General features: G+C 66.4%; 21 protein-coding genes. 7 read left to right on the forward strand and 14 right to left on the reverse strand.

Features of this window, described 5'->3' with window-relative positions; all coding sequences use genetic code 11:
- Window positions 1–15 precede the first annotated feature (15 nt).
- Both RQP53_RS21785 and RQP53_RS21790 read right to left on the reverse strand, forming a co-directional pair.
- Complete coding sequence (locus RQP53_RS21785; RefSeq protein WP_315652807.1) at window positions 16–1,656, reverse strand: diguanylate cyclase; 1,641 nt, start codon at window positions 1,654–1,656, stop codon at window positions 16–18.
- Between the two features lie 156 nt (window positions 1,657–1,812).
- Window positions 1,813–3,327, reverse strand: coding sequence for a CoA-acylating methylmalonate-semialdehyde dehydrogenase (locus RQP53_RS21790; protein WP_315652808.1), 1,515 nt, complete (start codon window positions 3,325–3,327; stop codon window positions 1,813–1,815).
- Between the two features lie 141 nt (window positions 3,328–3,468).
- On the opposite strand from RQP53_RS21790, the gene RQP53_RS21795 reads away from it, so the two are divergent.
- Entirely contained in the window at window positions 3,469–4,416 is a 948-nt protein-coding gene (locus tag RQP53_RS21795; RefSeq protein WP_315652809.1) for a LysR family transcriptional regulator, read from the forward strand.
- Between the two features lie 185 nt (window positions 4,417–4,601).
- Here RQP53_RS21795 and RQP53_RS21800 read toward each other — a convergent pair whose 3' ends face one another.
- A complete protein-coding gene (locus RQP53_RS21800; RefSeq protein WP_315652810.1) occupies window positions 4,602–5,162 on the reverse strand; it encodes a flavodoxin family protein in 561 nt (186 codons plus the stop codon).
- A gap of 18 nt (window positions 5,163–5,180) precedes the next feature.
- Between RQP53_RS21800 and RQP53_RS21805 the strand changes: the two genes are divergently transcribed.
- Window positions 5,181–5,987, forward strand: a complete 807-nt coding sequence (locus RQP53_RS21805; protein ID WP_315652811.1) for a YecA/YgfB family protein — start codon at window positions 5,181–5,183, stop codon at window positions 5,985–5,987.
- A 393-nt stretch (window positions 5,988–6,380) separates the two neighbouring features.
- On the opposite strand, the gene RQP53_RS21810 is transcribed toward RQP53_RS21805, so the two are convergent.
- From RQP53_RS21810 to RQP53_RS21820, 3 genes are all read right to left on the reverse strand, one after another.
- Window positions 6,381–7,280: an alpha/beta hydrolase family protein gene (locus RQP53_RS21810; protein WP_315652812.1), complete on the reverse strand. Its 900-nt coding sequence runs from the start codon at window positions 7,278–7,280 to the stop codon at window positions 6,381–6,383.
- Between the two features lie 236 nt (window positions 7,281–7,516).
- Complete coding sequence (locus RQP53_RS21815) at window positions 7,517–8,827, reverse strand: Hsp70 family protein (protein ID WP_315652813.1); 1,311 nt, start codon at window positions 8,825–8,827, stop codon at window positions 7,517–7,519.
- Between the two features lie 99 nt (window positions 8,828–8,926).
- Entirely contained in the window at window positions 8,927–10,240 is a 1,314-nt protein-coding gene (locus RQP53_RS21820; RefSeq protein ID WP_315652814.1) for a D-amino acid dehydrogenase, read from the reverse strand.
- Window positions 10,241–10,406: 166 nt separating this feature from the next.
- Between RQP53_RS21820 and RQP53_RS21825 the strand changes: the two genes are divergently transcribed.
- On the forward strand, window positions 10,407–11,387 hold the full coding sequence (locus RQP53_RS21825) for a LysR family transcriptional regulator ArgP (protein WP_315652815.1): 981 nt from the start codon (window positions 10,407–10,409) through the stop codon (window positions 11,385–11,387).
- Between the two features lie 472 nt (window positions 11,388–11,859).
- Window positions 11,860–12,084: a hypothetical protein gene (locus tag RQP53_RS21830; protein ID WP_315652816.1), complete on the forward strand. Its 225-nt coding sequence runs from the start codon at window positions 11,860–11,862 to the stop codon at window positions 12,082–12,084.
- Between the two features lie 50 nt (window positions 12,085–12,134).
- Here the strand turns inward: RQP53_RS21830 and RQP53_RS21835 are convergent, their stop codons facing one another.
- The 4 genes from RQP53_RS21835 to RQP53_RS21850 form a co-directional block, all read right to left on the reverse strand.
- Entirely contained in the window at window positions 12,135–12,557 is a 423-nt protein-coding gene (locus RQP53_RS21835; protein WP_315652817.1) for a universal stress protein, read from the reverse strand.
- A 131-nt stretch (window positions 12,558–12,688) separates the two neighbouring features.
- Window positions 12,689–13,459: a metallophosphoesterase gene (locus RQP53_RS21840; protein ID WP_315652818.1), complete on the reverse strand. Its 771-nt coding sequence runs from the start codon at window positions 13,457–13,459 to the stop codon at window positions 12,689–12,691.
- 226 nt (window positions 13,460–13,685) lie between these two features.
- On the reverse strand, window positions 13,686–14,447 hold the full coding sequence (locus RQP53_RS21845) for a UPF0149 family protein (RefSeq protein ID WP_315652819.1): 762 nt from the start codon (window positions 14,445–14,447) through the stop codon (window positions 13,686–13,688).
- 49 nt (window positions 14,448–14,496) lie between these two features.
- The gene (locus RQP53_RS21850) at window positions 14,497–15,438 is read right to left on the reverse strand and encodes a LysR family transcriptional regulator (protein ID WP_315652820.1); all 942 of its coding nucleotides are present in this window, start codon (window positions 15,436–15,438) and stop codon (window positions 14,497–14,499) included.
- Between the two features lie 113 nt (window positions 15,439–15,551).
- On the opposite strand from RQP53_RS21850, the gene RQP53_RS21855 reads away from it, so the two are divergent.
- Both RQP53_RS21855 and RQP53_RS21860 read left to right on the forward strand, forming a co-directional pair.
- Window positions 15,552–15,791, forward strand: a complete 240-nt coding sequence (locus tag RQP53_RS21855; RefSeq protein ID WP_315652821.1) for a hypothetical protein — start codon at window positions 15,552–15,554, stop codon at window positions 15,789–15,791.
- Between the two features lie 175 nt (window positions 15,792–15,966).
- Entirely contained in the window at window positions 15,967–16,185 is a 219-nt protein-coding gene (locus RQP53_RS21860; protein ID WP_315652822.1) for a DUF6289 family protein, read from the forward strand.
- A gap of 94 nt (window positions 16,186–16,279) precedes the next feature.
- Here RQP53_RS21860 and RQP53_RS21865 read toward each other — a convergent pair whose 3' ends face one another.
- Window positions 16,280–18,148 (reverse strand): phosphoenolpyruvate carboxykinase (GTP), encoded by a 1,869-nt coding sequence (locus RQP53_RS21865; RefSeq protein ID WP_315652823.1) that lies wholly within the window; start codon window positions 18,146–18,148, stop codon window positions 16,280–16,282.
- Window positions 18,149–18,625: 477 nt separating this feature from the next.
- Here RQP53_RS21865 and RQP53_RS21870 point away from each other — a divergent pair, with 477 nt between their 5' ends.
- A complete protein-coding gene (locus RQP53_RS21870) occupies window positions 18,626–19,156 on the forward strand; it encodes a hypothetical protein (RefSeq protein WP_315652824.1) in 531 nt (176 codons plus the stop codon).
- Window positions 19,157–19,273: 117 nt separating this feature from the next.
- Here the strand turns inward: RQP53_RS21870 and RQP53_RS21875 are convergent, their stop codons facing one another.
- The 3 genes from RQP53_RS21875 to RQP53_RS21885 all read right to left on the reverse strand — a co-directional run bounded on the left by RQP53_RS21875 (window position 19,274) and on the right by RQP53_RS21885 (window position 23,314).
- The gene (locus RQP53_RS21875) at window positions 19,274–19,519 is read right to left on the reverse strand and encodes a hypothetical protein (RefSeq protein ID WP_315652825.1); all 246 of its coding nucleotides are present in this window, start codon (window positions 19,517–19,519) and stop codon (window positions 19,274–19,276) included.
- Between the two features lie 91 nt (window positions 19,520–19,610).
- The gene (locus RQP53_RS21880) at window positions 19,611–20,873 is read right to left on the reverse strand and encodes a sugar MFS transporter (RefSeq protein ID WP_315652826.1); all 1,263 of its coding nucleotides are present in this window, start codon (window positions 20,871–20,873) and stop codon (window positions 19,611–19,613) included.
- A gap of 53 nt (window positions 20,874–20,926) precedes the next feature.
- Entirely contained in the window at window positions 20,927–23,314 is a 2,388-nt protein-coding gene (locus RQP53_RS21885) for a GH92 family glycosyl hydrolase (RefSeq protein WP_315652827.1), read from the reverse strand.
- Window positions 23,315–23,364: the final 50 nt, after the last annotated feature.

The following is a 23,364-nucleotide window of genomic DNA, read 5'->3' on the forward strand; positions in this document are numbered from 1 at the left end:
TTCAGCTCGACCGCTTCAGGCCAGGGCCACCCGGTTGCGGCCGAGGTGCTTGGCGCGGTACATGGCCGAATCGGCCCGCGCGATCAGCAAGTCGGTCGAGTAAGGCGCAGCGCTGGCCAGGCCAATGCTCAGCGTGACATCGAGGCCGGTGGCCAAATCGTTCCAGGCAAAGCGCTCCACCGCCATGCGCACCCGTTCGCAGACCTCGAAGGCGCGATCCGGCACCGTGTCGGGGAAGACGATCAGGAACTCCTCACCGCCATAGCGCAGCAGCAGATCGCTGGCCCGGGTGTTCTCCTGCAGCATCCGCGCCAGCGCCTGCAGCACCCGGTCACCGACGACATGGCCGTAATGGTCGTTGATGCTCTTGAAGCGATCGGCATCGATCAGTGCCACCGTCAGTGCGCGATTGCGCTGCTCGCAGTCCAGCATCAGCGCCGGCAGCCGCGCCTCCATGTAGCGGCGGTTGCCCAGGCCGGTCAGCGGGTCGCGCTGCGCGTGCTGTTCGAGCTCCTGGGCGCGCTCGCTCAAGGCATCGATCTGGCGGAAGGCCTGGTCGGCCAGCGCGCGCACCTGCTCGGCCTCCAGCCGCGTCACGAAGAAGCGCGATTGCGCCATCAGCTGGGCCACGCTGCGCTGGTGGGCCAGCGATTGGAAGGCCTCCAGATGGCGCAGTGCCACCGCGATCTCGCCCACCTGCTTGGCCGCGCGGTAGCCGGTCTGGTGCAGACGCTGGCGCACAAAGCCTGGCATGGCCGTGCCGGCTGCGCGCTCCAGCGCTTGCACGCTGATCAGGGCATGGCCGGCACGCCCCTGCAACAGGTTCAGTTCCGCCTGCGAGCATTGCACCCGCCAGCTCAGCGTCTGGTAGCCCTGGCTTTGCGACTGGGCCAGCGCGGAGGCCAGCAGCGCCGCAGCATCGTCCAGCTCGCCCAGCAGCATCAGCACCTCGCCGAGATTGCTCTCGGTCAGCGCCAGCGCATAGGGCTCGCCCAACTCGCGGGCATGGGGCCGCACCTCGCGGCCGTAATGCAGTGCACGCTGCAAGGCGTCTTGGGCCACCTGGGTCTGGCCGGCATCGCGCGTCATCAGGTAGGCGCCCAGCGCCACGGTGCAGAGGTTGTTCAGCGTCACCACGCGCTCATAGGGCGTGGCGCAATCGCGCACCAGCACGGCGGCGTCGTTCATCAACCGCTCGGCCTGCCAGGGGTCGCCCATTCTTTCGAAGCAGGCACCCAGCGCGTTCAGTGCGACGGCCTTGATGCCCACATCGCCCAGTTCCTGGGCACGGGCAAAGCCCTCGTTGGCGGCTGACAAGGCGGTCTCGAAATCGCCCTGCTCGGAGGCCGCCAACGCCGTCCAGCGCAGCAATTCGCACAGCTCGATGCTGGCTCCCTGCTCGCGCAACAAGGGCAGCACGGTGGCGGATGTCGACAGCATCGCGCTCAGATCGCCGCTGCGGAACAGGAAATAGCTCTTCAGCCGGCCGGCTTCGATCTGCTCATTCAGAAAGCCGTGCTGGCTGGCCGCGGTCCAGACCCGGCCGGCCAGACCCAGGCCTTCATCGAGATGGCCCTGCTTCTGCGCCGCGCGCGCCAGCTCCAGCCACTGGCTGAGCTGTTCCTGCGAGACCTCCGGCGCGAGCACTTCCGACATAGAGCCAACAACGTTTTGTCACAAACGCGCAAGCGTAGCCGAAGGCTCGCCCAAGCCTGTTGCGCCGGCGCAGACAAGCCTGCCAGAAGTCACGCTGTGCGCGAAATTCGCACAATCGTTCGCTTTTTCGCCGGCGGAGCGGCCCCAGCCCCGGGCTCAGCGGCTGGTGGGCATCACGAATTCGGCGCCCTTGCCAATGCTGGCCGGCCAGCGCTGCATGATGCTTTTCTGCTTGGTGTAGAAGCGCACCCCCTCTTCGCCATAGGCATGCATATCGCCGAACAGGCTCTTCTTCCAGCCGCCAAAGCCCTGCCAGGCCATGGGCACCGGGATGGGCACATTGATGCCGACCATGCCGACCTGAATGCGCCGCGCAAACTCCCGCGCCACATTACCGTCGCTGGTGAAGCAGGCGACACCGTTGCCGTACTCATGGGCATTGACCAGCTCGACCGCCTGGGCGAAGTCAGCCACCCGCACGCAGGCCAGTACCGGGCCGAAGATCTCTTCCTTGTAGATGCGCATCGAGGGCTTGACCTCGTCGAACAAGGTACCGCCGGTGAAAAAGCCGTTCTCGAAGCCGGCGACCTGATGGCCCCGGCCATCAACAACCAGCTTGGCACCTTCCTCGACACCGATGGCGATGTAGTTCTCGATGCGATCACGCGCCTCGCGGGTCACGATGGGGCCCATCTCGGCATCGAGCTCCATGCCGTTCTTGATCTTCAGCGTCCGCGCCCGTTCGGCCAGCTTGGGCACGATCTTGTCGGCCACATCGCCGACCAGCACCGCCACCGAGATCGCCATGCAGCGCTCGCCGGCCGAGCCATAGGCCGCGCCGATCAAGGCATCGACGGCCTGCTCGATATCGGCATCGGGCATCACCACCATATGGTTCTTGGCACCGCCCAGGGCCTGCACGCGCTTGCCGTTGCGAGCGCCGGTTTCGTAGATGTACTGGGCAATCGGGGTCGAGCCGACAAAGCTGATCGCCTTCACATCCGGGTGGTTCAAGAGGCCGTCAACGGCCAGCTTGTCGCCCTGCAGCACATTGAAGATGCCGTCGGGCAGGCCGGCGCGCTTGAACAGCTCGGCGATGAAGAGGCTGGGCGAGGGGTCGCGCTCGCTCGGCTTCAAGATGAAGGCATTGCCGGTCGCGATGGCCAGCGGCGCCATCCACATCGGCACCATGAAGGGGAAGTTGAAGGGCGTGATGCCCGCCACCACGCCCAGCGGCTGGCGCAGCGTCCAGTTGTCGATGCCGGTTGAGACCTGCTCGGTGTAGTCGCCCTTGAGCAGCTGCGGCACGCCGCAGGCGAATTCGACGATGTCGATGCCGCGCGTCACCTCGCCCTGGGCATCGGTGAAGACCTTGCCATGCTCGGCGGTGATCATCGCGGCAATCTCGTCGCGGTGCTGGTTGAGCAACTCCAGGAACTTGAACATCACCCGGGCGCGGCGCAGCGGCGGCGCGTCGGCCCAGGCCGGGAACGCTGCCTGCGCGGCAGCCACGGCGCATTGCACGTCGTCGGCACTGGCCAGCTGCAGCTGGCGGGCAACGGCGCCGGTGGTCGGGTTGTAGACCGCCTGGCTGCGGCCCGAGCTGGCCGCTACGGGCTGGCCGTTGATGAAGTGGGTGAGATCGGCGCTGCTGCTGTAGGCGGGGGTCATGGGCTGGCTCCGTAAAACGCATGCACGAGGGCATGCCGTGTTGGCTTGCGGGCAAGTCTAGGTCGCCACCCCGGCGTTGCCAATCGAGCTGGGCTGATTTGATTGTTCATTAAACTGAACAATCCAGCCGAGGTGAAGACAATGAACAAGGCCAACAAGGCGCAGACCCGCGACGACCTGCTGTGGGGCCAGCTGCATGCGCTGACCGCCGTGGCCCAGCTGGGCAGCTTCACCCAGGCGGCGCAGCGGCTCGGCCTGTCCAAGGCGGCGGTCAGCCAGCGCATCAGCGAGCTGGAGCGCGATATCGGCCAGACGTTGGTGGCACGCACCACGCGCTCGGTGCGCCTGACCGAGGCCGGCCAGCGCCTGGTCGAGCAAACCGAAGCCTCCTTCGCCCAGCTCTCGCGCAGCCTGGTCGAGGCGCGCAATGCCGCCGTGCAGCCGCGCGGGCTCTTGCGCGTCACCGCGCCTGTGGCCCTGGGCCGTCAGCATGTGGCACCGGCGCTGCCCGGCTTTTTTGAGCGCTACCCGGAGATTCGGATCGAGCTGGATCTGTCGGACCGCTTGGTGCCGCTGGCCCAGGAGGGCTTTGACCTGGCCATCCGCCACACGAGCAGCCCACCGGACACCCATGTCGCCTTCAAGCTCTGCGCCTCACGGGCGCTGCTGGTCGCCAGCCCGGCCTATCTGGCCCAGCGCGGCCGACCCACGCATCCGCTGGAACTGGCCGAGCACGACTGCCTGCCCTATCTGCGCTCCGGGCCGGCGCTGTGGCATTTCGAGCGCGGCGCGCGCCAGATCGAACGGCTGCGCGTCGGCGTGCAAGGCCCGCTGCGCGCCGGCAATAGCGAGATCCTGCGCGAGGCCGCGCTGGCCGGGCTGGGCATTGCGCTGCTGCCGGACTTCAGCGCCGGCGGCGCGCTGGCCAGCGGCGCCTTGCAGGAGTTGTTGCCCGGTTGGCGACCGGCCGGCTTCTTTGGCGATGCCATCTACGCCATCCATCCCTGGGCCAGCGGTACGCCGCGGCCGGCCAAGCTGCTGATCGAGCATCTGAAACAGCAATTCGCCCGCGGCTTCGCAGCCGACTGAGCTAGGCGCGCAAAAAAGGACGCCCAACCAGCGGGCTGGTCGGGCGTTGCAAGTCCTTCAGAAAAGGACGTCGTTGGGATCGGTGCACCGCCTGATGCCGGTGCATGGACAAGACTTTATGGGTGCGCCCGAGCAGCGCCTATCCCCAGTAGGAGGGATATCCCTAGGGAATTTGTGAGCAAAGGTCAGCGCCGTGTTTCAAAGAATGCAGCGGCCGCGGCAAGCGCCTCGGTGTCCTGCTCCACGGCGCCCGGCGCACCGCCCTTGCCCCACAGCGCACCGCACCAGTCCATGCCGAGGAACTCGGCGCACAGGCGCACGCTGTCCATCATCGGCTGGGCCTTGGCACGGTCGCCGCTGGTGGTGATCAGCCAGCAGCGCTTGCCGGCCATGCGCGCCTTGAAATCCAGGCCGGGCACCCGCATCCAGGCGCTGAAATGGTCGAGATACAGCTTCAGCGGGCTGGGCAGGCTGTACCAGTAGACCGGCGCCACCAGCACCAGCTCGTCGGCCGCCAGCGTCAGCTGCAGCAGCTCCAGCGCATCGCCTTCGGGCATCGGGTAGCTGCCGACGTCGTGGCGACGGTCAACAAACGCCGGCAGCTCACGCCGGGCCAGCGATTCCCAGTGCTGCGTCACATCGGCCGGCAGGCCGGCAGCGGCATGGCGGGCCAGGGCTTCGGTATTGCCAAGCACGCCGTCGACACGGGTGCTGGCGAGCAAAAACAGGGCAGTCTTTTCAGTCATGGCCGGGATAATACGGGCATGACCGCTCAGAAGCCCCCGGCGCGCAAGACGCCCGGCCAGCGCCCGCCGGCGCGGCCCCCCGCCCCCCACCAGCGCCCCGGCGCACGAGCGAACGGCCCCGCGCCACGCCCGCCCGCGGTGCAGCAACGCAAGCCGGCCGATCCGCTCAGCGATGCCGAGCTGGAGCTGCTGCAAGACCTGCTCGACGCCGTGCCGGCGCCGCTGGAGCCGCTGGACGTGACCATGCTGGACGGCTATCTGGTCGGCGTGCTGCTACAGCCCAAGCCGATCGCGATGAGCGACTGGGCGCCCTTTGTGCTGGACAGCGAAGGCCGCAAGCCACCGCCGCAATTCAATGCCGAGCAGCTGTTCGAGCTGGTGCGGCGCCGCCACCGCCAGCTGAACCTGGCCATCGTCGACCGCCAGTGGTTCGACCCCTGGGTGTTCGAGCTGGGCGCTGAGGACGATGAAGACGAGGAAGCCAGCCCGTCCGAGGTGGTCTTCCCCTGGGTCGCCGGCTTTGCGCTGGCCACCGAGCTCTTCCCCGAGCTGATGCGCCAGGACGCCAGCGAGCTGCTGGAGCCGCTGGCCACGCTGTACATGCATCTGGACCCTGACGATCTGGAAGACGCCGACGAGCTGCTTGAGGAGATCGAGACGCTGGAACCGCCCGAGGACGTCGAGACCGCGGTCGAAAGCCTGGTCGCCTCGACCATGCTGCTGGCCGACATCAGCCGGCCCCAGCCCAAGACCGCCACGCCAGCCGCCAAGCGCCCGCAAGCCCGCCGCGGCCCGCCGCCACGCGGCGGCTCAGGCCGATATTGAAGCACCCCGCCGCCGGCAGCCGCCGCGGCGCCCTCTGGCGACGCCCGAGGATCCGGCTTTGCCGGTCCAATGGGCGTGCCCCCTTGAGGGGGCGCGCGAAGCGCGTAGGGGGTGGGCTATCGCCGCATCCAGTTGCTCATCTCAAACAGCGTGTGCCCAATCGACTCGCGGGCCGTGTAGCCGTGCGACTCAAAGGGCAGCGAGACAAAGCGCACCCGGCCGCCGGTGCCGGCCAGCGCCTGGTACAGCCGCTCGCTCTGCAGCGGAAAGGTGCAGGGTTGTTGTCGCTGTCGCCATGGATCAGCAGCAGCGGTCCTTCAGCTTGTCCGCGTAATTGAACGGTGAGAGCTTCTGGTAGATGTCCTACGCCTCCCAGTAGCTGCGGCATTCGCTCTAGAAGCCAAACGGCGTCAGGCTGCGGTTGTAGGCGCCGCTGCGGGCGATGCCGGCGCGGAACAAGCGCGTGTGGGCAAGCAGCTTGGCGGTCATGAAGGCGCCATAGCTGTGGCCGCCGACAACCATCTTGCCGCGCTCGCTGACGCCCGGCTCCACCGCCTTGTCGATGATGGCCTCGGCATTGGCGGTGATCTGGTAGCCCCGTGGCAGATACAGCCAGAAGCTCAGCTCGACGCCATCGGCGCGCTTGAAGCGCACCCGCTCGCGGCGGATCTCGCGCAGCTGCGGCGTCGGGTCGGCGGTCTGCGTCAGCGCGCGGCGTTCGGCCAGTTGTGCGCCACTGCGCAGCTGCAGATTGGGCGGCTCGGCAAAGCTCTCGCGCGACGTGAGGATCCTGGCGCCGGCGGCTTCAAGCACCGTCACCGGCCGCTCATAGGCCTCGGTGCCGGACTGGAACAGCCGTGTCGCCTGGCCATCGGCCAGCGTGAAGCGATCCAGGAAAGGCCGGTCGCCCTGGCTGCTGGCACCCTGGCACAGCAACCAGATCGCCGCGTCAGCGCCCGGCGAGGCCCAGAACTCACGCGGGCCGGTCACCACGCCATCGACCGGCACGCCCTGCTTCAGCTTGATGCGGCCGAGCTCGCGCTGCACCCGCCCTTGCGCATCGCGCAGCTCGACGCTGCGGGCAAAGTCCTGCCAGGCCACCCGGTAGCGAAACGGCGCCAGCAGGCGCTCGGTCAGCAGATGCTTGCCCACGCGGCTCACCGCGCTGAACAGGCCCGGCTCACCAATCTCGTGCGAAGCACCGGTCTTGAGGTTCACACGGCGCAGCACCGAGCTGGCATGGTCGGCAAACAGCGCCTCGAACTGCGGCGCCGGGCCGCGCTTGTCCGGCACCGCTGCGACGACGATTTCATCGTCCGACAGCCAGACCAGCTGAGTTCCAGCACCGTGTTCAGCCGCAGCCGCGGCAACACATGGACGCGGCCGCTGGCCATATCGCCCACCCACAGCTCCACCGCCTGCGCCGTGCGCCGCTGCAGCAGTTAGCGGCGGCAGTCCGGCGACCAATTCAGCGTGTGAAAGCTGCCGCCCGCCGGCAGCGCGACGACCGGGCGGCGTGCCGCGGCGGCTCAGCGGCTGTACAGCCGTGCCGCGTGCAGGCCCAGGCCGGTGGCCACCGAGGCGAAGCGGTCGCCGCGCACCTCACGGGCTTTCGGATAGTCGGCCGCGATCCGTTCGGCCAGCACGCGCAGGCCGGTGGAGCCGCCGGTGAAGTAGAGCGCGTCGACGTCGTCGGGCTGCAAGCCGGCCAGCGCCACCGTCTCGCGGCCGGCCTGGGCGATGCGTTCGATATCGCCGCGCAGGGCCTGCAGCGCCTCGGCCTCGCCGAGCTGCACGGCCAGGCCATTCTCGACCAGGCCCAGATCGATTTCGGTATCGCCACCGCCGGCAACGGCAATCTTGGCGTCTTCGGCACGGGCGGCCATCTCGTGGCCCAGCCTGTCTTCGATCACCGTCATCAGCCGCTGGTGATGAACCGGGTTGCCGTAAAAGCTCTTCATGCTGCGCAACTCGGCAACGCGCTGCGGGCTGTAGACGGTGTTGATCAGATGCCAGGTGGCCAGATCGAAATAGACGCCGCTGGGCACCTCGCGCGGCGGCTGGCCGGCGCGCTCGGGGCCGACCGAGCGATAGCCAAACTCGCGCAGGATGCTGGCCAACTCGACATGGCGGTCGAAGTCGGTGCCGGCGATGTGCACGCCGTGGTTGGCCAGGATGTCGTCGCGGCGATCCAGGCGCTGCATACGCTCGGGGCCGACCCGCACCAGCGAGAAGTCCGAGGTGCCGCCGCCGATGTCGGCGACCAGCACGATCTGCTCGCGATCGGTCTGGCTCTCGAAATCGAAGGCGGCCGCGATCGGTTCGAACTGGAAATGCACCTCGCGGAAACCAACCGCATGGGCAGCCGCCTCCAGCGAGGCCTGGGCGGCGGCATCGCGCTCGGGCTCGCCGTCAACGAAGAACACCGGGCGGCCCAGCACCACCTTGTCCAGCGGGCCCTGTGCACCGCCGGCCAGTGCCTGGTTGCGCAGCCGCTTCAGGTAGCCGGCCAGCATATCGATGTACTTGACGCCACGGCCGCCGCCGACATCGGTGGTCTGCTCGATCAGGTTGGAGCCGAGGATGCTCTTCATCGAACGCATCAGCCGGCCATCGGCGCCTTCCACATAGGCCGCCACGGCGGCCCGGCCAAAGGCGCGCGGCGGGCCGTCGGCGTCATGGCGGCCTTCAACGAAATAGAACACCGCCGTCGGCATGGTGGTGTGGCCGGGCTCCAGCTCGACCAGCTGCATGCCGCTGCCCGACGCGCTCGGGATCGCAATCGCGGAGTTGGAGGTGCCGAAGTCAATGGCGCAGAAAGAAGCGGCGGGCGTGGCCATGGAGAGGGAAGGCACTGAGTGAGGTCACCGAGGCGCCAAAAAGGGCAAAGGGGCGCGGATTGTACCGAGCCCCTTGTTCAAGCGCCGATCAGCGCTGCTTCAGGCGTGCGCCGCGCTTCGGATGGTCTTGGCCGGCAAGGCGTCGCCGTAGAAGCCGAAGTCGATCTCCGGCCGGCGGCCGGCCATCAGCTCGGCCATCAAAAGGCCGGAGCCGGCGCCATGGGTCCAGCCCAGCGTGCCGTGGCCGGCGTTGATCCACAGATTGCGTACCTTCTTGCTGCGGCCGATATAGGGGATGTTGGTCGGCGTGCTGGGCCGCAGACCGGTCCAGTAATTGCGCTCGCTGAGGTCGGCCACGCCAGGGAACAGTTCTTCGTAGCGCTTGACCAGCGCGTCGCAGCGCACCTTGGCGGTGGGATTGTCCAGGCTCAGGTCAAAGCCATTCAACTCGGCGGTGCCGGCGATGCGGATGTGGTCGCCCAGGCGCGAAATGGCGATCTTGCGGGTGTCGTCCAGCAGGCTGACGACGCTGGCCGCCTCCGGCTTTTTCAGTCGCAGCGTGGCCGAATAGCCCTTGGCCGGATAGATGTTCAGGCACTCGCCCAGCGGCTTGAGCAGCGCCGGCGCATAAGAGGCCAGCGCAACGACATAGCTGTCGGCCTTCAGGCTTTGCTTCTTGCCGCTGGCACGCGAGGCGATCTGCACGCCGCTGATCTCGCCGCCGCTGTGCTCCAGCGCCAGGATGTCGTGACCGTAGAGGAAGGTGGCGCCGCGCTCGGCGCACAAGCGGGCCAGCTTCTGGGTGAAGACGCGGGCGTCGCCCGATTCATCGCTGGGCGTGTAGGTGCCGCCATAGACCCGGCCCTGGAAGCCGGCCAACGCTGGCTCGATCTTCAGCACCTCGTCGTGGTCGAGCACGCGGCGATCAACGCCATGACGGCGCATGATCTCGGCCGCGGCCACGCCGTTGTCGAAGTCGGCCTGGCTGGAGAAGAAATGCAGGATGCCGCGTTCGATGCGGTTGTATTCGATGCCGGTCTTGTCGACCAGCGCCTTCTGCGCGCGGTGGCTGTAGCGGCCCAGCTGCACCAGGCTTTCGACATTGCGCTCAAAGGCGGCCGTCGTGCACTGGGTCAGGAAGGACAGGCCCCAGCGCCACTGGTTCGGGTCCAGCTTGGGGCGGAACAGCAGCGGCGAGTCGTCGCGCAGCAGCCACTTGGCCACCTTGAACGGCGCGCCGGCATTGGCCCAGGGTTCGCAGAAGCAGACCGAGATCTGCGCGCCATTGGCAAAGCTGGTTTCCAGCGCGGCATCGTCCTGACGGTCAACCACGGTGACCTCATGGCCCTCTTCAAGCAGGTACCAGGCGGTGCTGATGCCGATGATGCCGGCTCCCAAAACAACGACTTTCATGCGAACTCCTTGGAAAACGTGACTGGGGCCTATCGGCTTATCGGCTACTGCGAGGCCTAGCTTGAGGGCCGGCGCTTGATGCAGCTCAGCGAGCGCCGGATTGTCGGCAGGCTCGGTGGAAATCAGAAGCCGCATTCATATCTCTCGCAGTACATTAGCCATACTTATGAAAGACCTGGACTCCGCCGGACTCGATTGCCTGGCCGCCTTGGCCGATGAGCGCAGCTTTGAACGCGCAGCGCAGCGGCTCAGCGTGACGCAAAGCGCGGTCTCGCAGCGGCTGCGCAGCCTGGAGGCGCAGGTGGGGCAGCTGCTGGTGGTGCGCTCGCGCCCGCTGCGCCTGACCGAGCCGGGCAAGGTGCTGCTGCGCTTTGCCCGCCAGCTGCAGGCACTGCGCAGCGACGTGGCTCGCGAACTGGGCGCGCGCGCCTTGCCCAATGAGCGCATTGCCATTGCCGTCAACGCCGACAGTTTGGCGACCTGGGTCTTGCCGGCCTTGGATGAGCTGGTGCGCCGCGGCGTTGGGCTGGAATTGGTCGTCGACGATCAGGACTTCACCCACGACTGGCTGCGTCAGGGCGAGGTGCTGGGCTGCGTCAGCACGGTGCGCCAGGCGCTGCGCGGCTGCGAGCTGCGGCCGCTGGGCGTGATGCGCTATATCGCCGTGGCCAGCCCGGAGTTTCTGGCGCGCGAATTGCCCGATGGCCTGAGCGCCGCCAACTTTGCGCAGACGCCGTTTCTGGTCTTCAACCGCAAGGACGACAGCCAGGTGCAGTGGGTTGCCAAGGCCTTCGGCCTGCGTTCACCGCGGCTCAATGAACGCTATGTCCCCTCGAGCGAAGGCCTGGTAAGGGCGGCCTGCATGGGCTGGGGGATCGGGGTGGTGCCGGAATTGCAGGTACGCGCCCTGCTGGCCGGCGGTGAATTGACGGCCTTGCGGCCGGAGATCAGCGTTGATGTGGCGCTCTACTGGCATCAGTGGAAGTTGATGACCGAGGCACTGGCCACGCCCGGCCGCGTGGCGCTGCTGGATCAGATTGGTGAGGCTTTGGCGCGCGGTGCGCGAGCTGCCTTGCAGCTTGAGCCTGAGTTCAGCGAACGACCGAAGAAGCGGCCGGAGCGGCAGGCAGGAGCGGTTGAGCGTTGACGTCCGTCTGCACCGGCGCCACGGCGACGATGGCGTCGCGATGAAGCTGCGTCGGCAGCGCTGCGGCAAGACTGAGGGCGCTGATGACGACCACGCCGACAACGCCGGCGGCAATGGATTGAACTGTGAAAAGTGTCATTTCTAGATGCAGTAGGCAGGGCCTTGACGCCCTGCAAGGCTTCGCAGCATAGCGAGTAACCCTTACAGCAGCCATCCATCAAAGGTAGGAGATGCAAGCAGTCTTGACCGGCCACGGGGAAACGGCTACTGCTGCACACCTTGCTCACAGACTCTTACCAGCCGTGAGATTTTCCCAACTGCGGCGAAGTCACCGCCCATTTTGGGGATTCATTTACGCCGAGCCCGATGCAGACTAGCACCAGCGATGCGCGAGAAGCCGCCAAGCCCTCAAGCCCTGGCCCTCGACGCGCTCGCCCACCGTCCCAGCGTCTCTGGACAAGTGAGGTCTGCCATGCGATTTGCCCCATCACTGCGCTTTTTCCGCCGTAGCAGCGCCACGGGTAACGCACAGGACCCGGCCGATATGGGCACTGCCTTCGGCATGGAAGCGAGCCTGGAGAACGAGGACAGTTTTTTCCGTGTCCATTCGGGGCCGGGCGAACTGGAGTCTGAACAGAGTCGCCCGGCCGCCAAGCCTGGCGAGTCGCCGCTGGCCTGGATGTCGCGACGAAACTAAGCCCCGGCTCGGCGGGACACCACTGCAGTGGCCCGGCCGGCCAGTGTTGTTCAGCGCACCACCAGCAGCGGCGTGCTGCAATGGGCCATGACCTTGGTGACCACCGAGCCCATCACCAGATTGCCCAGCGTGCCGTGGCCATGCGAGCCCATCACCAGCAGGTCGTATTTGCCCTTGTTGGCGGCGCTGGCGATCACATCGGCGGGCGGGCCCACCTTGCTGACGAAATCGGCGTGCAGCTTCTGCTTGGCGAAGAAGTTGCGCAAGGTCTTGAACACCTTGTCGGCCTCGTCCTGGTAGTAGGCCTTGACCGTGTCCTTGTCGAGCACGCCGGCAGCCCGCGGCGGCAGCGCCGCGACCGCATGAACCACGGTGTACTGGTGGGCCGGCCCCAGCCATTCATCATGTGCGGCCAGATAGGCCAGCATGCGCTTGGTATAGGAACTGCCATCAACGGCGACCAGGATCTTCATCTGCGCTCCTCAACAAGGTGCCGCAATCGGCGGCACGGCAGACACGAGTCTGGCACGATGGCATCTGCTTGTCTTGACCCATCTCAAGCAGGGGCGTCACGGCACAGTGTGATAGAAGCGCCCGCACCCGCTCAGATATCGAGGCAGAACTGCGGCCGGTAGCCATCGGCCTCACCCTTGCGCCCGTGGCCGCGGGCATTGCAGATCACCCGGGTGCTGCCGCCGGGATGGGTGAACGCATAGTCGTGCCGGCAATGCAGGTGGCCGTGAATCCAGACATCGGTCAGAGGCAGCAAGGCCTCGTCGTTATTGCAGAAGCTGGCGGTGCCGGGCTGGCGGCCATAGCGCGGATCGGCGCTGCGGATGCTCGGAGCGAAATGGGTGATGACGACGGTGGCATCAACGCTTGCCGGCTTCTGGCTCAAAGCTTGAGCCAGCCAGTCGCGGCTGACCAGCGACAGCTCGCGCACCGCGGCCGCGTCGAAGGGCTGCCCCTGCCAGCTTGAGCCCATCACCCGCTGGAAATAGCCCGCCGCACGCATCGCTCGCTCGCGCTCACGTTCGCCGAACAGATCGAAGTCACTCCAGCGCGTGCTGCCCAACAACCGAATCTGACGCCCCTGGCGGTCGCTCAGCAGCAACTCGGCATCGTCCAGCATGATGAAGCCGAGCGAATCGGACAGCTGCTGCAGTTCGGCCCGCGCTGTCGTGATCTCGCGCCGGTCGTACTCATGGTTGCCCGGCACAAAGACGACCGGCACCGGCCAATTCCGAAACAGCTCCAGGCCACGCCAGGAGCTGTCCACGTCACCGGCCAAGACCAGCAACTCGGCATCCGCCGCCACTTCCGGCACAAAGGTCTCGGTCTCCAGATGCAGATCGGAGAGCAACTGGATTTTCATGTCAGCAAATCGACAGTACCAAACGATTGAAGGTCACGCCTTATCAAGAGGCAAAACGCCTGAAACGATGCTTAGCAGCCATCGTCGCCAAGACTCAACCGATGCGATTGCCAGCCAACACCAGCAGCGCACCGCGCTTTGATCCAACAGAGCCCGGGGGTCCGGCTCCGCCGGCCCGCGGGGCTCGCCCCCTTGAGGGGGCGCGCGCAGCGCGTAGAGGGTGGGCCTAATTCCCGCCGTGGCACTGCTTGTACTTGCGCCCGGAACCGCAGGGGCAGGGATCGTTGCGGCCGACCTTGGGGCCCTCACGACGCACGGCTTCAACGCGGTAGCGATGCTGCTCGGTCAGATCGCAGAGGTCGGCCACGGTCACGACCAGTTCCTCGATCGCATCGTCCAGATCCTTCAGCGGATGCTCGCGGTCCAGCGTCGCAACGATTTCCTTCTCTTCCGGCGTCTCGGCCGGCAGGTGGCGGTACAGGCGGGCCAGCGCGGCCATCACCGCGTCGTCATCCATCTCGCCCAGCTCCGGGAAGCACAGCGCCGCGTGCTGGAAGCCGGCCACCCAGGGCATTAGCGTGCGCGCAATCGGCGTCATCGCGTCGTAAGTGGCCTGAGCCTCGGCCTGGTCGGGGTCTTGCGCCGTGGTCGGGTCGGTCTGCACCTCTTCGTCCAGATCGAGCACGACGGGGTCGAACCAGCCGTCTTCGACCAGCGCGCGGTTCAAGGCCGTGTAACGGCGCTCGACCAACTCGCGAACACGCGCCAGCCAGGCAGCGTCAACGTTCTCGGGCAGCACGCCGCCGTCGTAGTCAAAGATGTTGGGCAGCCACTCATCGATCTCGATCAGGCGCGGTTGCACCAGCACGCCACAGAGATAGCCATCCAGCATGGAGGCATCCAGGGCTTGCAGCGGCGCCGGCGTGGTGGCCAGCAATTCGTCGAGTTCTGCGAACTCGGCATCGGTCAGGTCGGCGGGTTTGCTCATGGCGCGATTGTCGCCGGGTTTGCCCGGATACGGTCACGGCCTCAGCCGTTCAGGCCGGCACGGCGGCCGACTGGACCGCCGCCTTCAACCGTTCGCGCATCCAGCGCTGGGCGCTGCGGTCTTCGTTGCGCAGATGCCAGAGCATGTCCACATGGACCGGCGACACTGCCAACGGCAGCGGCTGCTCTAGTAGCTCCTGCTTGTAGCCGGTGGCCTCAACAAAGGAGGCCGGCAGCACCGTCAGCAGATCGGACTGAGCGACGATGCGCCCGGCGGTGAAGAACTGGTTGACCGTCAGCACGATGCGGCGGCTGCGCTGGATGGCCGCCAGCGCCTCGTCGACAAAGCCATGCGGCCGGCCGGAAAAGCTGACCAGCAGATGGTGGGCGGCGCAGTAGTCGTCCAGGCTCAGCGGCTTGGCGGCCAGCGGGTGACCACGGCGCATCACGCAGACGTACTCGCTGTCATAAAGCCGGTGCTGGCGTATCGCCGCCATCTGCCCCAGGCTTTGCAACTGCGCCACTGCATTGGGGAAGTAGCCCAGGGCGAAGTCGGCCTCGCCCTGCTCCAGCAAGGCGCGTGGGTCGCGGGTCGTCAGGGGCAGCACATGGACGCGGGCTCGGGCGCCCGAGGCTTCCAGATCGGCCACCAGCGGCGGCAGCACCAGCGCGGCAGTGGCATCGGCCATGGCAATCTGGAAGGTCGAGTCCTGCGCACAAGGATCGAAGGCCGATGGATCGATCAACTCGCGCAGCCGCTCCAAGGTCTGCCGCACCTCAGGCCACAGGCCTTCGGCGCGCGAGCTGGGCTTCATGCCAAAGGCCTGGCGCACGAACAGCTCCTCGCCCATCGCCTCGCGCAGCCGCTTCAGCGCATGGCTGACAGCCGGCTGCGTCATCGCCAGGCGTTCGGCGGCCCGGGTCAGATTGCGCTCGGCCATCACGGCGTCAAAGACGCGCAACAGGTTGAGGTCGAAGTTCTGGAATGACATATGCGCAGAATTTATACCTTCAATTCGAACAATTCATTTGAAACATGTCTAGGGTAAACCCGATAATTCGCCGCATCGGTTCCACGAGGACCACCACACACAGGATTTGAGCCATGAGCGTCGCTACCCACACCTTCGGTCTGCCGCTGCACCGTACCGTGCATCACGGCGCTTCCTTCTCCGCCATCGGTGCCCGCCTCTGGCTGCGCGTGATCGCCTCGGTCAAGGCCCGCCTGGCCGCCGCTGCTGAAGCTCGTGCCGAACGCGAGCTGCTGGCCATGGCCGCGCACTACGAAGACAGCATGCCGAGCTTCGCGGCCGAGCTGCGCGCCGCGCACGCCCGCAAGAACTGAGTTGCCGCGGCGGAAGCGCCGCCCTAGGCGATGAACCTGCCCGCGATCTACGCCGGCAGGTTTTTCTTTTGCAAGCTGTGATTCATGACAGCGTGATTTCCCTAGCACGCACAGCTAACAATGCACTTACGCTCCGCAAACTGCCGATTGGGCAGCTTCAACCGTGGAGACATCGATGAAGCGACAGTGGATTGCTTTGTGCCTGGCATTGGCCGCCGTGGCCGGTCTGAGCGCAGCCTGGGCTCGACCCAATTACGGGTTCAAGATGGAGTTCCTCGACAACCAAGGCCAGGTCGTTGGCGGCCTTTCTCGCAATTGCCTGGGTCAGACGGTGTACAGCTGGGGCACCGTGACCAACAATCGTCGACTCACTGAACAGTGGGATTGCGAGTGAGTGCCTGAACAGCGTTCACTTGATGCAGAAAGCCCGCTCGATGAGCGGGCTTTTTCAATGGCGGACGTCGGCGCCAGGGGGGCGCCGCAACGGCTTACTCCGCAGCCAGACGCTGCTCGATCTTGGCCTTGGTCGCCGGCAGTTCGGCGGGCAGGTGGTAGGCCAGTTGGGTGAAGAGCTCGTCGTGCAACTTCAGTTCGGCGGTCCAGTCGGCCTTGTCGATGCGGGTGGCGACTTCGAACTGCTCCTTGCTGAAGGCCAGGCCGTCCCAGTTGATGTCTTCATAGCGCGGGGTCACGCCGAAGACATGCTCTTCGCCAGACTGGCTGCCGGTCACGCGGTCCAGCATCCACTTCAGCACGCGCATGTTCTCGCCATAGCCGGGCCAGACGAACTTGCCGTCGGCGCCCTTGCGGAACCAGTTGACGCAGTAGATCTTGGGCAGCGTGGCGCCCGTAGCCTCAAGCTTCTTGCCCAGATCCAGCCAATGCTGGAAGTAGTCGGCCATGTTGTAGCCCATGAAGGGCAGCATGGCGAAGGGGTCGCGGCGCACCACGCCCTGCTGGCCGGCAGCCGCAGCGGTGGTTTCCGAACCCATCGTCGCGGCCATGTAAACGCCTTCGACCCAGTCGCGCGCCTCGGTCACCAGCGGCACCGTCGTCGAGCGGCGGCCACCGAAGATGAAGCCGTCAATCGGCACGCCGGCGGGGTTGTTCCAGTCCGGGTCCAGCGCCGGGTTGTTGGTCGCGGCGACGGTGAAGCGGGCATTCGGGTGCGCGGCCTTGGCGCCGGTTTCCTTGGCGATCTCGGGCGTCCAGTCCTTGCCTTGCCAGTCGATCAGATGCGCCGGCGGGGTGTCGGTCATCGATTCCCACCAGACATCGCCATCGTCGGTCAGCGCGACGTTGGTAAAGATGACGTCCTTGTTCAGGCTGGCCATGCAGTTGAAGTTGGTCAGCGTGTTGGTGCCCGGCGCGACACCAAAGTAGCCGGCTTCCGGGTTGATGGCGTACAGGCGGCCATCGGCACCGGGCTTGATCCAGGCGATGTCGTCACCAACGGTCGTCACCTTCCAGCCGTCAAAGGCCTTGGGCGGGATCAGCATCGAGAAGTTGGTCTTGCCGCAGGCGCTGGGGAAGGCGGCGGCAAAGTGGTACTTCCTGCCCTCGGGCGAGGTCAGGCCCAGGATCAGCATGTGCTCGGCCAGCCAGCCCTGGTCGCGGCCCATCGTGGAGGCGATGCGCAGCGCGAAGCACTTCTTGCCCAGCAGCGCATTACCGCCGTAGCCCGAACCGTAGGACCAGATCTCGCGGGTTTCGGGGTAGTGGACGATGTACTTGGTCTTGTTGCAAGGCCACTTGACGTCGGCCTGGCCGGCTTCCAGCGGCGCGCCGACGGTGTGCACGCAGGGCACGAAGGCGCCGTTATCGCCCAGCACGTCCAGCACGGCACGGCCCATGCGGGTCATGATGCGCATGTTCACGGCCACATAGGGGCTGTCGGACAGTTCCACGCCGATGTGAGCGATCGGCGAGCCGATCGGGCCCATGCTGAAGGGCACGACATACAGCGTGCGGCCCTTCATCGCGCCCTTGAACAGCGCCTTGTCGCTGGTCTGCAGCAGTTCGCGCATCTCGGCCGGGGCCATCCAGTTGTTGGTCGGGCCGGCGTCTTCCTTGTTCTGCGAGCAGATATAGGTGCGGTCTTCCACGCGGGCGACGTCGCTCGGATCGCTGCAGGCCAGGAAGCTGTTCGGGCGCTTGGCGGGGTTGAGTTTCTTGAAGGTACCGGCCTCGACCAGCTGCTGGCACAGGCGGTCGTACTCGTCCTGGCTGCCGTCGCACCAGTAGACGTCCTTGGCCTGCGTCAGCGCAGCGATCTCCGCCACCCAGGCGATCAGACGCTGGTGCTTCACATAGGCCGGCACGTTCAGGCGCAGCCCTTCCATCACGGGTTGGTTCATGGCAAGTCCCATTCAATTTAAAAGCAGAATTGGGTCAAGCTCGGAGAGCGGGCGTACTGCAGAAGGAACCGCAGAACCTCGCGGGCCGGGCCTGGCCCAATGCCGCTCACAAGGCCAGGCGCGGATGCGCGCACAGCTGCTGACAGGCACTTGCCGAGCCTGTGGGTACAGCCCGGCGGGTTCACCGAAACGCGTTTGGCGCCGGTGGGTCGTTGATTGTCACCCCAATGTAACCATGCCGTAACTCCCGCATTCGGGCTGGTTATGCATTTCCGGAATAGCCTCATGCCGAGCGCAGGCGGTGCGCAGGTGCGATTGACGTTTCAGCGACTTTGTTCACGCTCACATGCCGCCGTCGAAAACCTCAGGTGCCTGAACTTTTCGCCTGCGAATGAACCCGGAGAAGGCACCAGCCCGCATCGCGACTGGCAGTGCAACGAGGCCACCCGGCGACGGTTCCACGCTAGTGCACCGCCGATGGGACGACGCCGCCGGGAGCCAGATGGTTCTGCAAGCAGGCCTCTTGCTGCGCTGCGCAAGACCGGTGTTCCCGACGGCGCCCGGGCGAAGCAGACATTCTTGGCTTCGTATGACATCGCACAGACTCGGAACGTCACCGCGCAGATTCTCTGTGGCGTCAGCGTGTCGCAAAGTTTGCAGCGTTCGGGTCGAACGTCTCGGCACGAATCGCGTGGCAAGACCAAACCGGCCCAGCTGCTTTGCGACGCGTTGACGATGTTCGTAGTTGGCGACCGCGTGGCTGCCGGCCGGCTCAAGCTTCCGGCGCATCCAGCCCTTGCAGTTGAAACGTCAAAGCTTCACAGCTTGAAGGAGAAGATCATGGATGTACTGCTTGTCTTGATTGTGCTGTTGCTGTTGTTTGGTGGCGGAGGTGGGCTGTATTGGGGCATGGGCATGGGTTGGGGCCTTGGCCCTGTAGGCTTGATCCTTGTGGCCTTTGTCGTTGCGCTCCTGCTCTTCGGCTATCGAGGGAGAGGGCGTGGCTGAAGACAATAGCCTGCACGAGGCCGTGATCATTTGCAGCCCCCATCCGGTGATCTCGAAGGGCTGGCCTGAGGCGCTCGCGTCCACGCAAAAAGGCTGGAACCGAATTGCCGGCAGGCCTCAGCCCTGACGCCTCATCTTCACCCCGGCTGTCGCCGCGCTGAGGCTGTCGGTGTCTTGTGCCGGCAGCGCCTGCCATTGCGCTTGCGCGGCGAGTTCGGCCGCGGTGGCGGGGTCGGCGGTGACGAGGTATTCATGGCTGCTGCGTTCGACGAAATAGGCCGTGCGGAAGCGCTGCAACAGGCCGCCGAGGGCTTGGCGGGCTTGGGTGCTGGGGCCGGTGTAGCTCAGAGTCAGCGTGGTCATCGTGGGTGCCTTTGTTGAAGCGCCTGGGGCTCTTGGCCCCAGGCTATGTGCTCAACGCGGGCACGCCGATGGCGTTGACTCAGGCCTCCACTCATTGCGCCGCGTACATCCGCGCGTACTTGACGCCGAAGTAGAGGATGAAGGCATAGCAGGCCGCAGGGAGCAGGAAGGAGGCCTGCACTCCCAGGCTGTCGGCCAGCGCGCCTTGCGCAAAGGGCACGACGGCGCCGCCGACGATGGCCATGCACAGGATGCCGGAGCCCTGGCCGGTATGCTTGCCCAGGCCGTGCAGCGCCATGCTGAAGATGGTCGGGAACATGATGGAGTTGCACAGGCCGACCGACAGGATCGCCCACATCGCGATGGGGCCCTTGCCCAGCATGGCCGTGAGCACCAAGGCGATCGCCAGCAGCGAGTTGAAGGCCAGCGCCTTGCCGGGGCTGACGGCGCGCATCACCAGAAAGCCAATGAAGCGCCCCACCATCGCACCGCCCCAGTAGATGCTGACATAGCGGGCCGCATCGGCATGAGCCAGGCCAGCGATCTGAGCCTCGCCGAGGAAGTTGACCAGGAAGCTGCCGATGCTCACCTCCGCGCCAACGTACAAAAAGATGCCGATGGCGCCCAGCACCAGATGGCGATGCGCCCAGGCCGACCCCTGGCCTTCGCCGGCCAGCGGCACGTCGTCGCCATCGGCAATCTGCGGCAGCTTGGCGGCCAGGAACAGCACGGCCAGCAGCGCCAGGGCGCCGGCCAGCGCCAGATAGGGGCCACGCACGCTGGCCGCATCGGCCACGGCGCCGACGGCGGCGAGGATCAACGCGCCACCAACGGCTGGGCCAATCGTCGTGCCCAGCGAGTTGAATGCCTGGGTCAGGTTCAGCCGGCTGGAGGCCGTGCGAGCCGGGCCGAGCACCGTCACATACGGATTGGCCGCCACCTGCAGCACCGTGATGCCCGAGGCCAGCACAAAGAAGGCGAACAGGAACAGGCCGTAGCCGCTGGACGCCGCCGGATAGAACAGCGCACAGCCGCTGGCGGCAATCAGCAAGCCAGCCACCGCGCCCTTCTGATAGCCGATGCGGCGGATAAGCGCACCGGCCGGCAGCGAGACGATGAAATAGGCGCCGAAGAAGCAGAACTGCACCATCATCGCCTGCACATAACTCAGCGTGTAGATGGCTTTCAGATGCGGGATCAGCACATCGTTCAGCGAGGTGATCAAGCCCCACATGAAGAACAGCAGGGTGACGATGACGAGCGGCGCCGTCGTGTTGCCCTCGCCGTTGAACTTTTCCCCGCCTGCGCTCGGCTGCGGCGCGGCGCTGGCCGTGTGGTGTGCCATGTTTGCCATCGTGCTTGTCTCCTGCTGTTGCTCTGTGTCGGTTGGTTTGCTCGGGCTGCCGTTCAGGGGGCGAGGCCGGCGGGGGGCTGGGGCAGATGGGCGGCGCGGGTGCCCCAGCCTGTGGTGTCGGGCTGCGCCGCGAGCTTAAACGCCAATGTGCCGGCGGACTGCAGCTGTTCCCAATCGAGCCAGACCCTGTTCAGCGCCCGGCCCTGCCAGTTGACCGCTTGCACATAGCGGCGCTCACCGGCTTGCGCCTCTTGAGCCTCGATGCGCAGCGTGCGGCCTGGCGCCAGATCGATCTCGGCACGGGCAAAGCGCGGCGCATGCAAGAGGAAACGACCGCTGCCCGGCATGTCCGGGTACAGGCCCAGCGCGCTGAACAGGTACCAGGCCGACATCGTGCCCAGATCGTCGTTGCCGGTGACGCCGTTGGGCGCGTTGGCAAACAGCGTCTCGGCGGCGCGCAGCACCGTCGTCGTCTTCCAGGGCTGGCCGATCAGCGTGTAGACCCAGGGCGCGTGCAGATCGGGCTCGTTGTTCGGGTTGTAGCGGAACTGGCTGTAATAGCTGTAGGGCCCGACCACCCAGGACTTGCGCACCGCCGCGGCCGGATCGGCCAGCAGCGCCGGGTAGTCGAAGAACTGGTCCAGACGTTGGCCGGCCTGCGCCGGGCCCCCCATGGCCGCCACCAGGCCCGGGATGTCCTGGCGTACCAGCCACTGGTACTGCCAGGCCGTGCCTTCATGGAAGCCGCGCTCGGAGCGGGGGTCGTAGCTGCGGTCCATCTCGCTGAACCAGTCGCCGCCGGGCAGGCGTGGGCGCGGGAAGCCGGTCTGGCCGGCCTCACGGTCCTGCACCGAGCCGTCCCAGACCTTGCGCCAGTTCAGCGCGCGCTGGGCGAGCAACCGCGCATCGTCGGCATGACCCAGCGCACGGGCCATCGTCGCCAGCGCGCCATCGCCGAGCGCGTATTCCAGCGTGGCCGAGGCGCCGTGGTGCGGGTCCACATCCATGCCCTTGGCCGGGTAGGCACGGTCGTAGGGCACAAAGCTCTGGCTCAGATAGCTGGGATTACCGGCCCGGCCCTCAGGGCGGACCAACTTACGCGGCACACCAAACGCGTTCTCGCGCAGCGCCGCATAGGCCTCGCGCTCGCGGCCTTTCAGCGCGCCATAGCGCCACAGGTCTACCAGGAAGGGCGTGACCGGGTCGCCGGTCATGATGTTGGTGTCGAAGTTCGCATAGCCCCAGCGCGGCAGCCAGCCGCCCTGCTCGCGGATCTTCAGCACCGAGGTGGCGATGTCGCGGGCACGCTCGGGGCGCAGCAGCGCGAGCAGCTGGTTCTGTGCGCGGTAGGTGTCCCAGAGCGAGAAGAACTCGTAGTAGGTCCAGCCCTTGGCGGTGTGGATGGCATCGTCATAACCGCGATAGCGACCGTCCGCATCATTGCCGGTCAGCGGCTGCAGCAGGGCGTGATAGAGCGCGGTGTAGAAGACGGTGCGATCGTCGTTGCTGCCGCCGGTGATGCGCACGCTGCCCAGCTCGCGCTGCCAGTTCGCCTCGGCCTGCTCGCGCATCGCGTCGAAGCTCAGCGGCTGCGTGCCGGCCATGCCTTCGGCGCGCAGATTCACGCGAGCACCTTCGGCATCCACATGCGAGACCGCGCTGACCGCCGTCACCGCCGGGCCATGCGTCAGATCAAAGCTCAGCCACACGCCATGCGGGCGGGCCTCGCCCTGCTGGCTGGGGCCCGAGCTCCCAGGTTTTGCGCCGGGCTTGCCACCGCGATCGTCCCAGATGCCGTGGGCGCTGAAGGGGCGGTCGAAGACCATGCGAAACCAGGTCGTGTACTGGGCACCGCCGCAGAAACTCTTGGTCGTGATCTTGCCTTCGACGCTGCGCTCGTCCACCACACGCACCTCGCTGCCCACCACCGCATGCTTTTCGTTCGCCTGGCCAAGGTTCAGCAGCAGGTGGCCGGTGGAGGTGCCGGCGGCAAAGGTGTAACGTTCGGCGGCCGCGCGGGTCAGCGCCGTGGCTTCGGCCGTGATGCCGCCGTAGCTGGTGAGTTGCACCTTGTAGTAGCCGGCCCGGCCGACCTCGCCCTGGTGCGTGTACTCGGCCGCATAGCGCTTGTAGTCGAAGCTCTCGGCCTTGCTGGTATCGAAATCGCCGCCGGGCCCGATGCGGCCGGTCACCGGCAGCACCGGCAGCTGGCCGCCCTGCTCCCAGCAGCCGGCGCCGGACAGATAGAAATGCCCGAAGCCGCGGATGCGCGTATCGCTGTAGCGCCAGCCGGCGTAATGCTCACCCGTCGGGCTCACCTGGATCATCCCGAAAGGCGCCGAGGCGCCGGGGAAGGTGTTGCCCTCATCCTGCGTGCCGATGAAGGTGTTGACCGGCATCGCGTCCGGCGCGGCCTGCAGCACAGCAGCCGGCAGGAGCATCGCTGCGCCGAGTGCAAGACGCCACAGAGACACAGAGCCACAGAGGCGGT

This window comes from Roseateles aquae, from assembly GCF_032337115.1.
In the GTDB taxonomy this organism is placed as follows: Bacteria; Pseudomonadota; Gammaproteobacteria; order Burkholderiales; family Burkholderiaceae_C; genus Roseateles_C; species Roseateles_C aquae.

Excerpts from the sequence above, each read along its gene's own strand:
- RQP53_RS21885 (WP_315652827.1), bottom strand. The coding sequence starts at position 23,314 with ATGCTCCTGCCGGCTGCTGTGCTGCAGGCCGCGCCGGACGCGATGCCG.
- RQP53_RS21830 (WP_315652816.1), top strand. The coding sequence starts at position 11,860 with ATGCGATTTGCCCCATCACTGCGCTTTTTCCGCCGTAGCAGCGCCACG.
- RQP53_RS21845 (WP_315652819.1), bottom strand. The coding sequence starts at position 14,447 with ATGAGCAAACCCGCCGACCTGACCGATGCCGAGTTCGCAGAACTCGAC.
- RQP53_RS21875 (WP_315652825.1), bottom strand. The coding sequence starts at position 19,519 with ATGACCACGCTGACTCTGAGCTACACCGGCCCCAGCACCCAAGCCCGC.
- RQP53_RS21855 (WP_315652821.1), top strand. The coding sequence starts at position 15,552 with ATGAGCGTCGCTACCCACACCTTCGGTCTGCCGCTGCACCGTACCGTG.
- RQP53_RS21870 (WP_315652824.1), top strand. The coding sequence starts at position 18,626 with ATGGGACGACGCCGCCGGGAGCCAGATGGTTCTGCAAGCAGGCCTCTT.
- RQP53_RS21880 (WP_315652826.1), bottom strand. The coding sequence starts at position 20,873 with ATGGCAAACATGGCACACCACACGGCCAGCGCCGCGCCGCAGCCGAGC.
- RQP53_RS21790 (WP_315652808.1), bottom strand. The coding sequence starts at position 3,327 with ATGACCCCCGCCTACAGCAGCAGCGCCGATCTCACCCACTTCATCAAC.
- RQP53_RS21850 (WP_315652820.1), bottom strand. The coding sequence starts at position 15,438 with ATGTCATTCCAGAACTTCGACCTCAACCTGTTGCGCGTCTTTGACGCC.
- RQP53_RS21785 (WP_315652807.1), bottom strand. The coding sequence starts at position 1,656 with ATGTCGGAAGTGCTCGCGCCGGAGGTCTCGCAGGAACAGCTCAGCCAG.
- RQP53_RS21825 (WP_315652815.1), top strand. The coding sequence starts at position 10,407 with ATGAAAGACCTGGACTCCGCCGGACTCGATTGCCTGGCCGCCTTGGCC.
- RQP53_RS21815 (WP_315652813.1), bottom strand. The coding sequence starts at position 8,827 with ATGGCCACGCCCGCCGCTTCTTTCTGCGCCATTGACTTCGGCACCTCC.
- RQP53_RS21835 (WP_315652817.1), bottom strand. The coding sequence starts at position 12,557 with ATGAAGATCCTGGTCGCCGTTGATGGCAGTTCCTATACCAAGCGCATG.
- RQP53_RS21795 (WP_315652809.1), top strand. The coding sequence starts at position 3,469 with ATGAACAAGGCCAACAAGGCGCAGACCCGCGACGACCTGCTGTGGGGC.
- RQP53_RS21840 (WP_315652818.1), bottom strand. The coding sequence starts at position 13,459 with ATGAAAATCCAGTTGCTCTCCGATCTGCATCTGGAGACCGAGACCTTT.
- RQP53_RS21805 (WP_315652811.1), top strand. The coding sequence starts at position 5,181 with ATGACCGCTCAGAAGCCCCCGGCGCGCAAGACGCCCGGCCAGCGCCCG.
- RQP53_RS21865 (WP_315652823.1), bottom strand. The coding sequence starts at position 18,148 with ATGAACCAACCCGTGATGGAAGGGCTGCGCCTGAACGTGCCGGCCTAT.
- RQP53_RS21800 (WP_315652810.1), bottom strand. The coding sequence starts at position 5,162 with ATGACTGAAAAGACTGCCCTGTTTTTGCTCGCCAGCACCCGTGTCGAC.
- RQP53_RS21820 (WP_315652814.1), bottom strand. The coding sequence starts at position 10,240 with ATGAAAGTCGTTGTTTTGGGAGCCGGCATCATCGGCATCAGCACCGCC.
- RQP53_RS21860 (WP_315652822.1), top strand. The coding sequence starts at position 15,967 with ATGAAGCGACAGTGGATTGCTTTGTGCCTGGCATTGGCCGCCGTGGCC.